General features: G+C 59.8%; 11 protein-coding genes and 1 pseudogene. 4 read left to right on the top strand and 8 right to left on the bottom strand.

Features of this window, described 5'->3' with window-relative positions; genetic code table 11:
• The 3 genes and pseudogenes from ACSQ26_RS28640 to ACSQ26_RS28630 all read right to left on the bottom strand — a co-directional run.
• Positions 1 to 1,429, bottom strand: a pseudogene (locus ACSQ26_RS28640) (OmpA family protein); the annotation flags it as partial.
• Positions 1,430 to 1,436: 7 nt separating this feature from the next.
• Entirely contained in the window at positions 1,437 to 2,102 is a 666-nt protein-coding gene (locus ACSQ26_RS28635; RefSeq protein ID WP_436015026.1) for a hypothetical protein, read from the bottom strand.
• A 436-nt stretch (positions 2,103 to 2,538) separates the two neighbouring features.
• Complete coding sequence (locus tag ACSQ26_RS28630; protein ID WP_436015024.1) at positions 2,539 to 3,150, bottom strand: TetR/AcrR family transcriptional regulator; 612 nt, start codon at positions 3,148 to 3,150, stop codon at positions 2,539 to 2,541.
• Between the two features lie 105 nt (positions 3,151 to 3,255).
• On the opposite strand from ACSQ26_RS28630, the gene ACSQ26_RS28625 reads away from it, so the two are divergent.
• Entirely contained in the window at positions 3,256 to 3,699 is a 444-nt protein-coding gene (locus tag ACSQ26_RS28625) for an ABA4-like family protein (protein WP_436015022.1), read from the top strand.
• Positions 3,696 to 4,544 (top strand): hypothetical protein, encoded by an 849-nt coding sequence (locus ACSQ26_RS28620; protein WP_436015020.1) that lies wholly within the window; start codon positions 3,696 to 3,698, stop codon positions 4,542 to 4,544. The genes ACSQ26_RS28625 and ACSQ26_RS28620 overlap by 4 nt, the downstream gene beginning before the upstream one ends.
• Here ACSQ26_RS28620 and ACSQ26_RS28615 read toward each other — a convergent pair.
• The gene (locus ACSQ26_RS28615; protein ID WP_436015018.1) at positions 4,541 to 5,542 is read right to left on the bottom strand and encodes an anion permease; all 1,002 of its coding nucleotides are present in this window, start codon (positions 5,540 to 5,542) and stop codon (positions 4,541 to 4,543) included. The genes ACSQ26_RS28620 and ACSQ26_RS28615 overlap by 4 nt on opposite strands.
• Positions 5,542 to 6,186, bottom strand: coding sequence for a DUF47 domain-containing protein (locus tag ACSQ26_RS28610; RefSeq protein ID WP_436015016.1), 645 nt, complete (start codon positions 6,184 to 6,186; stop codon positions 5,542 to 5,544). Before ACSQ26_RS28610 ends, ACSQ26_RS28615 begins: the two co-directional genes overlap by 1 nt.
• 237 nt (positions 6,187 to 6,423) lie before the next feature.
• Here ACSQ26_RS28610 and ACSQ26_RS28605 point away from each other — a divergent pair, with 237 nt between their 5' ends.
• Together ACSQ26_RS28605 and ACSQ26_RS28600 are read left to right on the top strand one after the other, a co-directional pair.
• A complete protein-coding gene (locus ACSQ26_RS28605) occupies positions 6,424 to 8,061 on the top strand; it encodes a Na/Pi cotransporter family protein (RefSeq protein WP_436015014.1) in 1,638 nt (545 codons plus the stop codon).
• Positions 8,062 to 8,343: 282 nt separating this feature from the next.
• Positions 8,344 to 8,712 (top strand): hypothetical protein, encoded by a 369-nt coding sequence (locus tag ACSQ26_RS28600; protein ID WP_436015012.1) that lies wholly within the window; start codon positions 8,344 to 8,346, stop codon positions 8,710 to 8,712.
• Between the two features lie 169 nt (positions 8,713 to 8,881).
• Here ACSQ26_RS28600 and ACSQ26_RS28595 read toward each other — a convergent pair whose 3' ends face one another.
• The 3 genes from ACSQ26_RS28595 to ACSQ26_RS28585 form a co-directional block, all read right to left on the bottom strand.
• Positions 8,882 to 10,252 carry an IS1182 family transposase gene (locus ACSQ26_RS28595; RefSeq protein ID WP_436010012.1) on the bottom strand — a complete coding sequence of 457 codons (1,371 nt, stop codon included), beginning with the start codon at positions 10,250 to 10,252 and terminating at the stop codon, positions 8,882 to 8,884.
• A gap of 101 nt (positions 10,253 to 10,353) precedes the next feature.
• Positions 10,354 to 11,061 carry a response regulator gene (locus ACSQ26_RS28590; protein ID WP_436015010.1) on the bottom strand — a complete coding sequence of 236 codons (708 nt, stop codon included), beginning with the start codon at positions 11,059 to 11,061 and terminating at the stop codon, positions 10,354 to 10,356.
• Positions 11,061 to 14,042 carry a PAS domain S-box protein gene (locus tag ACSQ26_RS28585; protein ID WP_436015008.1) on the bottom strand — a complete coding sequence of 994 codons (2,982 nt, stop codon included), beginning with the start codon at positions 14,040 to 14,042 and terminating at the stop codon, positions 11,061 to 11,063. The genes ACSQ26_RS28590 and ACSQ26_RS28585 overlap by 1 nt, the downstream gene beginning before the upstream one ends.
• Between the last annotated feature and the right edge of the window lie 112 nt (positions 14,043 to 14,154).

Genomic DNA, 14,154 nt, shown 5'->3' with positions numbered 1-14,154 from the left:
TGTCGAATTCCGGTCCGCCTGCCGAAAGCTGTCGGGCCGCCGCGCGCGCCCGATCTATCCAGGTGTCGGGAGCCTCACCCTCGGCAACGATGCGACCCTGGACGATCGAAAGTCGTACTGTATCCGGCGGAGCCAGCGACGCCGTCAGCCGCTTCAACACGAACGCAGGCTCAAGGCTCTGATAGAATTGCCACTGCGGATGAACGCGGGCGGGATCGACGTCCGTTCCCGACAACAGCGACTGGGGGTCGGCAGCAAGCGGGTCTCTCAGGCCGGTAATATAGAACTGTCCGCCCTTCGTCGTTTGTTGGGCGACGATGATGCCCGGCTGGGCCTCAAGTCGCGACACATAGGCCTGCCAGCGCTGCCCGGATTGCCAGGAAAAATAGAACCACCCGCCAGCCGGAATCAAAACCAGCAGGATCGCAGCCACCACCAGCCACGGAAATCCCTGGTTTGAGTCCTCCTGCTTCAGTTCAACGCAAGTCTGCAACTGCGTCTCTATGCCGACTAACTGAGAACCGTCGCCGTCAAACTGCTCTAAAGCCTGTGAGTATTCATCATGGATGTGAAGCAACACATCGCGAACTATTTCATGTAATTCCTCTGGCGGATTTCCCCGGATCACCGCAACCAAGGTGGCAAACGGTCCAACTTCCGACCAGAGACGAAGCTCCCCAAAGCGGATAGTGTCCAGGCCGCTCTGTTCTTTCTCGTGAAATGAGTCTTTAACAAAGTCTTGAATTGCACTGAGCATCGAAGAAATGAGCTGAGGATCCTCGCTCGTCGCATTATCGGCAGTTACATGCGCGATCAAAAGCCCGGAATTTCGGTTAATGAGAAAGACATGCTCTACACGATAGACAAGAGAATGCTTCAGAACAACTTCCGTGAAGCTGGCACCAGTTCTCCAGGATTCAAATCTCCACTTGAGCCCATGCCAGGTAAATATATGTCTCAAAGTTTCATTCAGCGACTGAAAGGTCTGGTCGATCTTTTCCCCGATCGACTTGCGAATTGCCGGCAGAAACACCGGGTATAATATATCCGTCAGCGTGCGTGGGCTCTTCTGGATCGACCGTTGCACAGCCCTCTCGACGGCTGGCGCAAGGGCCTCGCCGAGCTGCGCATGAGACGCCCGCGCGGCGGCATTGGGAAGAACGCCTCCCACTGCTTCCGCAAGCTGCTCCGGTTCGCCCAGCAGATGCGTAACTCGTGAAAGCTCCGAAATTTCGCGGCCGACCAGCAACTGGCGCAGCGTTTCCATGCGACGATCGGCGGTTGGAACTCCTTCGAAACGCGCATGATGGTCCGGATCAACGTTCCGGGCAATTTCGACCAAAAGATTAGCCAGAGCCGCGCGATCGATCTCAGTATCGTTCGAGGCGGCTTTTTGAGGAAGCCTGATTGGGTCGACGTTCGACGTCAAGTTCCGATCAACTCACTTTCCAGCCACGTTCCGCGTTGCTCTTGCCACCGCCGGAATCCTGATTTATGCATTTTGCAACCTCGACAAACAGGCCGGCCAAAAGATTTCTGTCGGTCTTGACGTTGCTGAGATCGGAAAACATTTTCTCCATTAGCATCTGGATGCTTTCATTCTTTTGCTTGATTTCCTCACGCAGCAAATGATCGCTTCGACTCATCCGGTCCGCAACGTCGCGCTCAAGCTCGCTCAATTGATCCGACAACGCGCGCACCTGCTTTTCAAGTGCCTGATTGTGCTCGCGAAGATTCCGGTCAATCTCCTTGTCGGCCTCGGCTCGTGCATCTTTTTCGCTCCGCAATTGCGCCGCGAGCGACTCGACCTGCTTCTTTGCATTTGACTCGTACGTTTCAAGATTGCGCTTGGCCTCGGATTCGACATCCTTGAAGCGCTGCGAGAGCCGGTCTTCGAGCTTGGAAAAACGGCGGTCATAGTCCTGCATCTGGTTACCGAACAGCAGATCGCGTATCTTGTCGACACCTACAGCGTCACCGGACATCCCGCCCTCGCGGGCCTGGGCCGCTATGAAGTTCAGCCCGTTTCCCTCTACATTACCTATCAGATTTTCGTCCGCCTTATTGGCAGAAGAAGCGGTACTCGAAGTTTCCTTTGCCATTCTTATGCCCCTCCATTTGAACAACTGTCACAATGCAACCCCGTTAACGGGAATAATGTCAGTAAAACAGCCGACCCACAAGCCGGAATCTTCTTGACTCAAGGCGGAATCTTCTTAAATCAGGCCGATTCGTGACTCAGCCGAGCGCTACGTCACTGACGTAGCAATGGAAGTTTGGGCGATGCCATCTTAAAAGCAGGCCGCCGCGACTGTCGGGGATCAAAGGCGGCAAGCGCGCGCGGTCGTCGAGCAGTGACGGTCCGTAATCTCTACGCTTACGGAAGCACGGTTTTCAACCGAAAGGCGATCACCCGAGTAACGACGGCGGCAGGGCGCAATATCGCGCCCTAGGAGGGCGATCCGATTGAGCTCGCGACCGTTGGCGGAGGTTGATGTGGCACGATAGGGCATGCCTCGTCATCGACGGCGGACACCCTCAACCGCGACCAACACCAAAAATCAGCCCGGCAATGTCGAGCGGTTTGTCGGGGAACGGGCAGTCTGCATTTGCGTTGTCGGTCAGCTTCTGGTCGATGACCAGATGCGCATGGCCATGGGCCTGCGACCAGAGAAGGCTCTCCAGCGACCGGCGCTCGGCTTCGCTCTTGAGCCCCATGAAATCCGCCGCCGGGGCGCAGATCTCTTCCAGTTGCCGATAACCGAGACGGGCCTGCTCGCGCAGGGCCTCGTCCGTCCAGTCGAGAAGATTTGCCGTGAACATAAGCCGGAAGAGGCCGGGATGTTGGCGCGCATAGGAAAGATAGCCCCGGAAGGCGGCACGCATCTGCTCGACGGGGGTCGGCAGCGCTTGAGCCCGCTCCTCCGCCATGGACCGCGCGAACATTTCAAACCCTGCCGTGGCCATGGCGTTCATCAAATGGCGCATGGTCGGGAAATGGTGTTCGGGGGCGGCATGGGATACGCCGACGCGGGCAGCGACTTTCCGCAGTGACAAGCCTTCCAGCCCGTTCTCTTCGATAAGCGCGAGTGCGGCCGCGAGAAGGGCGTTTCTGAGGTCGCCGTGATGATAGGTTTTCTTGGGTGCCATGGCATCTCATTAGCGCGGGATACGCCACGAGTCAAAAATATCTTGACACTGACAAGATGTAGCTTCATATAATCCTGACACTGACAAGATTGGGAGAGATTGCCGATGTCGTTCGCCCAGGGATTCTCGATCGCGAGCACCGCCGCCATGGCGGGATGGCTCGCACTTCTGCTCCTGCCCCGCTGGCATTTTCTTGTCTCCGTCCTGCGTTATGGACTCATCGGCACGCTGTCGGTGGCATACGCCGTGCTCATCATGATCTTCTTCTTTCGCGTCGAAGGTGGCGGCTTCAACACGATCGGTGAGGTGCGTGCGCTCTTCATGTCGGACGGCGGGCTGCTGGCCGGATGGATCCATTATCTCGCCTTCGACCTTTTCGTCGGCATGTGGATCGCCGAGCAAGCCGACCGGATCGGGATGAGCCGCCTGCTTCAGGCCCCCATTCTGATCGCCACCTTCATGTTCGGGCCGATCGGACTTCTCATCTATCTCGCCAGTCGCACGACGCTGACGCTGCTGCCGTCACCTGCCAGGGAGCTGATTCGATGACCATCGCCCCGACACACTTTTCTCTCGGCACTCGGACGGAATACAGGTTTCCTTCCCTGAGCGACCGCGCCCGCGACCTGCTGCTTCTCGCGATCGGCGTCCAGATCGCGTTCCTGATCCCGAGCGCGATCGCCTATGCCGTCGATGAGCGCCTGCTCAATGACGTGAGCGTCTGGAGCAAGCCGGTCAAGTTCCAACTGTCGATCATCCTCACGCTCGGCACCGCGGCCTTGCTGCTTCCACTGCTTGATGAAGCAGCACGAGCGACTCGCACCGTTCGTGGCGCCAGTTTCGCCATGGCCATCTCGTCGACGCTAGAGATCATCTACATCGTTATCCAGGCAGCGCGCGGCCGCGCGTCCCACTTCAACGAAGCCACGCCTCTCGAAGCGATGCTCTACCCGGTGATGGGCGTCGGAGCAGTCTCCATCGTTGCCGGGGCCTTCGTCATCGGCTGGGTGATCTGGCGCCACGGGCGGACGGATGTCGGCGAAGGCCTGCGATCAGGTGCCGCCTGGGGTCTGATGATCGGAGCCGTCCTGACAGTGGTCACCGCCGGCGTGATGTCTAGCGGCGCCATCGCCGAACCCGGCCACTGGGTCGGCGGCATCCGCAGCGACGCCAATGGCCTCTTCCTCGTCGGCTGGTCCCGCACCGGTGGCGATCTGCGGGTGCCGCATTTCTTCGCCACGCATATGATGCAGGGCTTGCCGATCCTCGGGCTGCTGCTTGATCGCTTCGCCCCAGGTCGGGCGCGCATCGGCATCTGGGTGGGAGCCGCCGCTGGCGTCCTGATCGTTGCCGCGACGTTCATCCAGGCTGCGAACGGCGTGCCATTTCTCTAAAAGAGCGATGCCACCAGATAGAATGCAGCCGAGATGATCGCCGCAGACGGCAGTGTAATGATCCAGGCAATCAATATGTTGCTCGCCAGCCCCCACCGTACGGCGGTAACGCGGCGGGCAGCGCCCACGCCGACGATGGCGCCGGTAATGGTGTGGGTGGTCGAGACGGGGATGCCGAGCCAGGTGGCGCCGAACAGTGTCAACGCGCCGCCGGTCTCGGCGCAGAAGCCCTGCATCGGGTTCAGCCTGGTGATCTTCGAACCCATCGTGTGTACGATCCGCCAGCCGCCGAACAGCGTGCCGAGCGCCATCGCCGTCTGACAGGAAATCACCACCCAGAACGGCACGAAGAACGCGCTGCCGAGATAGCCTTGCGAGAACAGAAGCACGGCGATGATCCCCATCGTCTTCTGCGCATCATTGCCGCCGTGGCCGAGGGAATAGAGCGAGGCGGAGACGAACTGCATGACGCGGAACGTCTTGTCGACGGCGAACGGCGTCTGCCGCACGAACAGCCAGGAAACGACCAGCACCAGGAATAGCGCCAGCAGGAAACCGATCATCGGAGACATGAAGATCGCCAGCACTGTCTTGAAGAGACCCGCGAAAACAATCGCCGAACCACCCGTCTTGGCTAGCCCCGCGCCCACCAGCCCGCCGACCAGCGCATGCGACGAACTTGAGGGAATGCCATAGATCCAGGTCACGATATTCCAGATGATCGCCCCCATGAGGGCGGCGAAGATCACCTGTGGCGAGACGATCGCAGGATCGATGATGCCGGTGCCGAGCGTTTCCGCCACATGCAGGCCAAAGAAAAGGAACGCGATGAAATTGAAGAACGCCGCCCATGCCACCGCATATTGCGGCCTCAGCACTCGGGTCGATACGATCGTGGCTATCGAATTTGCCGCATCATGCAGGCCGTTCAGGAAATCGAAGAACAGTGCGATGGCGATAAGGCCGACCAGCAGGGGAAGCGCAAGCGTGGCATCCATCATACATTCTCGATCACGATGCCGCTGATCTCATTGGCCACGTCCTCGAACCGGTCGACCACCTTCTCGAGTTCCGAATAGATCTCGCTGCCGATGAGATAGGCCATGGCGTTGCCGGCACCATGATCGCGGAACAGGTTCTTGAGCCCCTGTTCGTAAAGTTCGTCGGACCGGCCTTCGACGCGCGTCACCTCTTCGGCGATTACACTCAACCGCGTGGCATTGGCGCCCATCTTGTCGAGAAGCGGAATTGCTTCGGAGATCAGCCGGGCGGCTTCAGCGATCAGTTCGCCCATTTCCCGCATACCGGGACCGAACGTTTTCTGCTCGAAGCGCCGGATCGTCTTGACCGTCTTGTGCATCATGTCGATCGCATCGTCCATCGACTGGATGAGATCCTTGATGTCGCCGCGATCGAAGGGCGTGATGAAGCTGCGGCGAACCGCCAGCAATACGTCGCGCGTAATGTCGTCGGCCTTGTGCTCAAGATCGATGATCGTCTGGCAATGGGCTTCGAGATCACCCTCGCCCGCAAGCAGGTCACGCATCGCGTTGGCGGCAGCGTTGACCGTGCGGGAATGCTGCTCGAACAGGTCGAAGAACCTGTCCTCGCGCGGCATGAGTTTTTTGAACAGGCTGATCATGGGTGCGCCCACTGTGTGAATGTCATAAATCTGTCATAAATGACGAATGCGCGAGCGGAAAGGGCGCTTTCAAAACCTTGTGGGGACAGATCAAATTTACCACACCCGGATCGCATGCAGCGCTATCTATGATGATTGACGCCGACAGACCGATTTATTTCGCCGGCGAATGAACGTAACCTTGTTTTTGCGGTTAGATTCGTAGCTGCATGAGCTTGAGGAGAGATTCGCCAGCATATGGAATCCACGATCGTCATGATCAACCTGTTCGGCGCGGTTGCGCTCTTGCTCTTCGGCCTGGCCCAGGTCCGGGACGGCGCGACGCGTGCCTTCGGCGCCCGGCTGCGTACGGGGCTCGCGAGCGGCACCCGCGGCAGTTTCCGGTCATTCTCGTCGGGTTTCATCGCGACGCTCGTCCTTCAGAGTTCCACCGCGACAGCGCTGATGATCGCCTCCTTCGTCGAGCGCGACCTGGTGGCGCCGGCGATGGCGCAGATCGTTCTCTTGGGCGCCAATGTCGGTACCGCCGTCACCGCGTGGATTGTCTCCACCGGCATCGAATGGCTGTCGCCACTCATTATTCTTGTTGGCATTGTCTTGTACCGGCGCTCGTCGACGGCGCAGAAAGGCATGGGCACAGCGCTGGTCGGCGTAGGACTGATGTTGCTCTCGCTGCAGTTGCTGGGCCTGGCGACCGGCCCAATCCGCCATTCACCGGCGCTCGCGGCCTTCATCGAGCTTCTCGACAATGCCTGGGTCGTGGCGATGATCTTCGCCGCTGTGCTCGCCGCACTGTCATCCTCCAGCCTCGCGGTGGTCGTCCTGATCATGTCGATTGCATCGACCGGCGCGCTGTCGCCGGGGCTCACGGTGGCGCTCGTTCTCGGCGCCAATCTCGGCGGCGCGGTGCCGCCGGTTCTGTCGACGCTCTCGGCGCCGGCGACGACGCGGCGCGTGACCTATGGCAACCTCATCGTCAGGGCAGCTGGATGCCTGATCACGCTTCCGCTCGCGGGCTATCTCGGCACCTTCCTTCACGACCTGCCCTTCTCGCCGGCCAAGATGCCGGTCGATGCCCATCTCGCCTTCAATCTCCTGCTCGCTGCCGTCGCCTGGCCACTGTCGCCGGTGCTAAGCCGAATGATGACGCGAATTGTGCCGGATGACCCCAAGGGTGACGACGGCCCGAAATTTCTCGATGTGCAGGCACTCGAATCGCCCGTCGTGGCGCTTGCCAATGCCACCCGCGAAGTGCTCGGCATCGGCGACCTGATCGAGAAGATGCTGATCCAGTGCCAGAAATCGTTCGTGCAGAACGATCTGGCGCCAATGCGCGAGGTCGCCGCGCTGGAGAAGAAGGTCGACCGGCTGCAGCAGGAGGTGAAGATCTATCTCTCGCGCCTCGGCCGCGCCAAGATCGACCAAGCCAACGATCGGCGTTCTATCGTTATCATCGAATACGCAATCAATCTCGAACATATCGGCGACATCATCGAAAAAGGCCTGAACGATCAGGTTACCAAGAAGATCTCCAAGGGGCTGACCTTTTCCGAAGATGGCTACCAGGAACTGAAAAGCCTGTTCGGTATGACGATCGACAACCTCCGCATCGCCCAGACGATATTCGTCACCGGGGACGAAGCCCTCGCCCGTCAATTGATGGAAGTGAAGGTGCATGTCCGCCGGCTGGAGAAGCAATCTTCCGATCGCCATCTGGCGCGTCTTCGCGACGGCCGGGCCGACAGCCTTCAGACCAGTTCGCTGCATCTCGACATGCTGCGCGACCTCAAGCGCATCAATGCCCATATCGTCTCGGTCGCCCATCCGATTCTCGACGAAAGCGGGCTGTTGATCGAGAGCCGCTTGCGTAGCTGACACCTGCGAAGGTCGCATCATCTAGCCAAATTTCTGACACGATCGTTACAAAATTGAGGAATGCGCGCCAAACCGGCGCGTGAAATTCCTATATGGCAGCGCTACCACATGGCTTCACGGCGCCTTCATGGGGATTTTCCTCACGCAAAACCACATAAACCCACATCACCGAGTGTTTCTGTATCAATTGACCGCATCTCGCGACATCGTGGTGAAACAAACTTTTCTTAATTATGTTCTCAACAAGGCGGCCGGGGAGACGGTCGAGCCGGGGACATTCAGATGAGCAACATCGGAAATCAGATCGTAGCCGTCGTAGCCACCCTGTTGGGCTTTGTCGCTCACGACTTCCTGTCTGACGCAAAAACAGTCTCCACCAACGACACCAACATGGTTGTCGCTGCAGCAAACGTCGATCCCATCGTCACGCGTTCGGTCAATATGGAAAGCCTGTCGGTCGAATTCATCGAGACTGCCGCCATCGCCCCTGCAGCCATGCCAAGCGCTCCGGCAAGCAGCGTCACGATCCGCACATCAGCCGTGAAATTCGATCATAGCGAAAACGCCTTCGCGAGCGTCAACAATGTCCGTGGAAACGGTATCCCGGTTGAAACCTCGGTCTCCGACCGCGTCGCTGGATACATCCGCTAGAATAAAGTGCCACATCCTCCCAAGGACCTGGCCAAGGAAAAGGCGCGCTGCACCCAGCGCGCCTCAGACTGCTGACAAACCCGTCGATATTTTCGGCGGGTTTTGTTGTTTTTGGATGGCGCGGTTTTTGGGTTGGGTTTTGTCGGCTGCGATGAGGGGTTTGCCCCGCTCATGCGGGTCTTGGGGATGGCTTTGGGGCCATTGCCATGGCGATTTTCTTGATGTTCTGGGCGCAAGCGGCCAGCAGGCACTGGCAGGTGACGCGGACCAGACCTCGGAAGCGCGCGTAGCGATGGCCGTGAAGCTGCTTGGCATCGGCAAAGGAGCGCTCGACCGTCTCCTTTCGTCGCTTGTAGATCGCCTTGCCCTTCGGGGTCAGGCGGTGGGCGTCGGTTCGCTCGCGGGCGTCGGCCCAGACATGGCGGGTGATGGTGCGGATCGCCTTGGCATTGGATGTGCAGGAGGCAAGCAGCGGACACGTTTGGCAGATGGCTGGATCGGAGGTGTAATGCCGGTAGCCGTTGCGGTCGGTGGTGGCAAAGGTCAGTAACTGTCCCTCGGGACAACGATAGCCGTCGGTCTCCGGCTCAAAGGCATATTTCGACTTGCGCATCATGCCCGGCTTGGGCGGCGTCGGGTTGCGATAGCCGGTGATGCCGGTGATCTCGCGATCTTCCAAGCCCTTGGCGATGCCTGCCGCCGCATAGCCCGCATCCAGGCCCACCGCCTGGACGTCGAAGTCGAAGCGCTGACGCTGCCGGTCGAGCCGGGAAAGATAGACGATGCTGTCATGGACATTGGCCGGCGTGGTGTAAGTGTCGGTGATGATGGCGAATTTGCCATCGACCGTGCGGTGGTCGAGATAGAAGAAGCCCTTCGGCTTGCCATCCCGCACCATGTAGCCGCTCTCCGGGTCGGCGCGAGACACCTTGGTTTCCTTCACCTCCGGCTCACGTTCCTTCTCCTTCAGCGGCGACTTGCCATGGGCGATGCGATCCGCGTCGATGGCAAGGTCTAGGTCGTCCCAATAATCAGCGCGCGACTTGGCGACCATCGCAAGATCATATTTGCCCTTGTTGGCATTGGCTTTGAGATGCGTGCTATCGGTGTAGAGAACCCGGCCATCGACCAGGCCGTGACCGATCGCCTGCTCGACGATCGCATCGAAGATATCCTGGGCCACCGACGCATCCTGATAGCGCCGCCTGCGGTTCTGCGACAGCGTCGAGGCATCGAACACCGGATCGGTCAACCTCAGCCGCAGGAACCAGCGATAGGCGACATTGACTTCGATCTCGCGCACCAGTTGGCGCTCGGAACGCACGCCATAGAGATAGCCGATGAACAGGGCCTTGAACATCAAGGTCGGATCGAGCGGCGGGCGGCCGTTGTCGGGGCAGTAGAGCCCCGCAACGCGATCGTGAATGAAAGAAAAGTCGATCACCGCATCGATCTTGCGAAGCAGGTGATCTGCGGGAACCAAACTCTCGAGACTGACCATCTCAAGCGCGGTCTGCTGGGGCGCTGGTTTCTTCAACATGTCCCAGTGAATCACAAACCCCCAGAAATCACCAGGGGTTTGTCATCAGTCTGAGGCGCGCTGCACCCAGCGCGCCTTTTCTCATTCTGGAAGAGCAGATTTTAGTTGGCCGGTTCGAAGACGTAACCTTCGCCACGCACGGTCTTCAGGACCGGGGGCATGGAGGGGTCGGTCTCGATCTTCTTGCGCAGCCGGGCGATCCTGATGTCGAGGCTGCGATCGGCCTGTGACAGGGGCCGTCCGAAGGCCAGTTCGCAGAGCCGGTCGCGCGACAGGATCTGCCTTGGATGCCGAGCAAATGTCTCGAGCAGGTCGAAATCCATGCTGGACACTTCGACCTCTATTCCCTCGGGTCCGAACACGCGTCGGCCTTCCATATCAAGTTCATAAGGGCCGAGATTGAGAACCTGCCGGGTTCGGGATGGCTTCTCCACCTTCGCCGGCATGCGGCGCAGCACGCTGCGCACCCGCGCGAGCAGTTCCCGCACTTCAAAAGGCTTGGACAGGTAATCGTCGGCGCCGTTCGAAAGGCCGCTCACCTTGCTGTTCTCATCGGCATTCGCGGTCAGCATGATGATGCCCATGCGCTCGCCGGCATTGCGGAGCCGCTTGACGATCGACAGTCCGTCTTCGCCTGGCATGTTCACATCCATCAGGATGATATCCGGGCTGGTACTCACCAGCAGCCGATCGAGCGCCGCGCCATTCTCGGCGGCACTGACGGCGAAACCCTGCATGGACAGGTAGTCCTCGATCATGCCACGAAGGCCCGCCTCGTCATCGACGACGATGATATTCACGTCTGACATTACACATTCTCTCTTTGGTCTTCCGCCGCGTCCTCTTCGTCCGCGGCAAGTCTTTCGTTTTTGTCCAGCATCGGCCGCAGCGCCGAACGCAGGGCCGATAGTTCGAGTGGCTTGACGATCACCGGGACATCGCTCGAATTGGTGTTGATTTCCGGGCCGAGCGCATCGCCGGTCATGATCACGACACGATCCGCGAGATCCGGACGCTTTGCCGCGATGAAGGCCATGAGCTTGTCGCCGCTGACATCGGGCATGCGCAAATCGGTCAGCACGGCGTCGAAGGCCGTGCCCTTGCGCAACAGGGTCTGCGCTTCCCGGCCGCTCGAAACCGCCGTCACTTCGACGCCCTCAACCGTCAGATATTCGCTGACATAGCGGCCGATGGCAGGTTCGTCATCGACGACGAGAAGCTTGCCCGAAAGCCGGAACGTCGCCTCTTCGAGGCCCGCATCGGGTCGTAAGCCCACAGCAGTGACGGGCAGCCGAATCCGGCAAATCGTGCCGCCGCTATCGGCATTGTCGAGGAAGATCGTGCCGCCATGCGCCTGCACGATGCGAAGGCACACGGAAAGGCCGATGCCTGTGCCGACGCCCTGCGGCTTGGTGGTGAAGAACGGCTCGAACACCCGCTTCCGGATGTCTTCGGGAATACCGTGGCCGCTGTCCCTAAGGTCGATCGCAATCTGCTCGCCCTCAAACCGGCTTTCGACATCGAGCGTGCGGGCACCGTCAATGCCCATCATCGCCTGCTGTGCGTTGAGCACGATATTCATGAACACCTGATGCATCTGGTCGGGATCGGCCAGCGTTGCGGGCAGCTTGTCCGCCCGCTTCCGCACCACGGTCACGCCATTGCTACGCAGGCCATAGGCGGCGAGTTCCAGCACGTCGTCGATCACCGTATCCATATCGACGCTGCGTTTTTCGATCGGTTTGGACCGGGCCATCGAGAGGAAGGTCTTGACGATGCGTCCGCAACGTTCGGCTGCCGAATGAAGCTCGCGCGTCCTGCGTTTCGTCGCCTCGTCGGTTGCCATTTCATTGAGCATGCCGGCATAGCCGACCACGATCGACAGGGGATTGTTGAGTTCGTGCGCCACGCCCGCCAGCAGCGAGCCAAGTGCGGCGAGCTTCTCGCTCTGGTGCAACGCGCCGCGCTGCTGGTCGAGTTCGAGCTCGGCAAGTTTTTCGCGCGTCTGGTCGACGACAAAGACGCCCGCCCCGGTGATCTCGCCGGTATGCGCGCGCAGTGGAAAGCGGATGAAGAGACTGTAAAGGAACGGATCGAGCGAGGGATGATGCTGCTCTTCCAGCTGCATCGTGCCGGTTGCCAGCACGCGCGCGATGGACCTATCCATCGCTTCGGCTTCCTCCGGCGGCAAGAGGTCCAGCGTCTTCTTGCCGATCACCTCGTCCGCCGTTTTCTTGAGCCGCTTCAAGGCCTCGGGATTGGCCATGGTGAAATGACCGTCCAGGTCCTTGGCCAGCATCGCCACGGGCGCGTAATTCAGGAAGGCGGACATCCGTGCCTCGCTGATACTCAGCGCCTCCTGGGCTTCTCTCTTCTCGGTCACATCGCGACCGATCGCCTGGATCTCGACAAGATTTCCATCGGCGTCGAAAATACCGGTATCCGTCCATTCCTCCCAGTGAATGGCATCGTTTTTCAGCGTCCGGCAGCGGATCACGATCGTCTCCGAGGGATGGCCCGGCGTAAGCGACGCGATATAGGCGCGGTGGCGCTCCCTGTCCTCGGGCACGACGAGTTCGAAGTCGCTCCGGCTGCGGTCCAGCATTTCCTCGAGCGTCACGCCGAGATAACGGCAATAGGCCTCGTTGGCGAAGGTGGGGTTTCCCTCGCCGTCGTAGCGGACCACCAGCTCGGTCTGGGTTTCGACGACGTTGCGATAACGCTCCTCGCTGTCGCGCAGCTTCATCTCGGCGGTCTTGGAATCCGTGATGTCGCGCAGAAGAATGACGCGCCCGCCATCCGGCATGACGCTCTGACGTCCCGCGACCCAGCGCCCATTGTCGAGCTGCCGCTCGATATCGACGCCATTGCTGCCGGCCCAGATGCTATCGACGAAATCGCGCACGTCGCGGCCGACAAACAGCTTTTCGCGCTGCTCCTCGGAGAGATGCCAGGTCAGCGCCTCGTTGAAGAAAGCGAGCTTTCCATCCGGCCCGATAATGGCAAACCCATCGCGAAGGCTCGCGGTCGCAGCCAGGAAGCGAGCCTCGCTCTCCTCCAGCTGCGCCTGATACCGCCGGCTGCTGGCGAATGCGTTGGAGACGACGCTGAATTGCTTGCGCCAGATCGACGGCAAGGCGGGAGGGATAGCCTGCGAGCCCGACGCGTGATCGCTGATATAGCGCGCCAGCCGCAGGCTCGGGACAATGTAGGTGCGATGCAGGAAATAGAAGATGCCGAAAACCGTCGCCACCAAGCCTGCCAGGATGAAGAGAAACGGTGCGAAGCGGGGCAGCAGGAAGATCCGAAGCTCCTCGTTTGGAACCAGATAGACAAGCTTGTAGCCCGTGATCCCGAACCTGCGGGTCAGCACCCTGAAATCGTTGCGCCGCTCGAAATTGAGGCCTGGCGTATCGGTCAATCCGAAATCCGTGGCATCCAGGCTCGCGATGTGTTGCTTGAGGCGAACGCGATCCTCATCGTGCATCTCGCCATTGATGCTGACGACATTGTTGTGCGTGTCGAGTATGGCGGCGAGACCGATCTCCGGCTTGAACAGATCAAGCCCCATGGAAAGCCGAAGTCGTGCCAGTTGCGGCCCCGCACCCTCGAGCGAGGAACTGACAAGTCCATGTTGTTCGTTGGCCTTGCCGGCGAGATCGTTAAGGAGCGCTGCGCGCTGGCGAACGTATTGGTCCGCCGCCAGGCCGATGATCAGGACGGCGAGCGGCAGGAAACAAAGGAACAGAAGCCGAGGAGAAGGGCCGATGCCGGCGATCTTGGTTGCCATGACGTCTTCACGCTCCCGCACGCTTGTCGCAAGTTTCTCCAATACAACTCCATGCGCGGGGCGGAATTCAATCATTTTCTCCCATTATTCGCCGAATGTTTCATCAGGATGT

This window comes from Rhizobium sp. LjRoot254, from assembly GCF_964254105.1.
In the GTDB taxonomy this organism is placed as follows: Bacteria; Pseudomonadota; Alphaproteobacteria; order Rhizobiales; family Rhizobiaceae; genus Rhizobium_E.
This window is presented reverse-complemented; position numbering and strand designations above follow the sequence as displayed.

Coding starts and splice junctions, on each gene's coding strand:
- ACSQ26_RS28635 (WP_436015026.1), bottom strand. CDS start 2,102: ATGGCAAAGGAAACTTCGAGTACCGCTTCTTCTGCCAATAAGGCGGAC.
- ACSQ26_RS28630 (WP_436015024.1), bottom strand. CDS start 3,150: ATGGCACCCAAGAAAACCTATCATCACGGCGACCTCAGAAACGCCCTT.
- ACSQ26_RS28625 (WP_436015022.1), top strand. CDS start 3,256: ATGTCGTTCGCCCAGGGATTCTCGATCGCGAGCACCGCCGCCATGGCG.
- ACSQ26_RS28620 (WP_436015020.1), top strand. CDS start 3,696: ATGACCATCGCCCCGACACACTTTTCTCTCGGCACTCGGACGGAATAC.
- ACSQ26_RS28615 (WP_436015018.1), bottom strand. CDS start 5,542: ATGGATGCCACGCTTGCGCTTCCCCTGCTGGTCGGCCTTATCGCCATC.
- ACSQ26_RS28610 (WP_436015016.1), bottom strand. CDS start 6,186: ATGATCAGCCTGTTCAAAAAACTCATGCCGCGCGAGGACAGGTTCTTC.
- ACSQ26_RS28605 (WP_436015014.1), top strand. CDS start 6,424: ATGGAATCCACGATCGTCATGATCAACCTGTTCGGCGCGGTTGCGCTC.
- ACSQ26_RS28600 (WP_436015012.1), top strand. CDS start 8,344: ATGAGCAACATCGGAAATCAGATCGTAGCCGTCGTAGCCACCCTGTTG.
- ACSQ26_RS28595 (WP_436010012.1), bottom strand. CDS start 10,252: ATGTTGAAGAAACCAGCGCCCCAGCAGACCGCGCTTGAGATGGTCAGT.
- ACSQ26_RS28590 (WP_436015010.1), bottom strand. CDS start 11,061: ATGTCAGACGTGAATATCATCGTCGTCGATGACGAGGCGGGCCTTCGT.
- ACSQ26_RS28585 (WP_436015008.1), bottom strand. CDS start 14,042: ATGGCAACCAAGATCGCCGGCATCGGCCCTTCTCCTCGGCTTCTGTTC.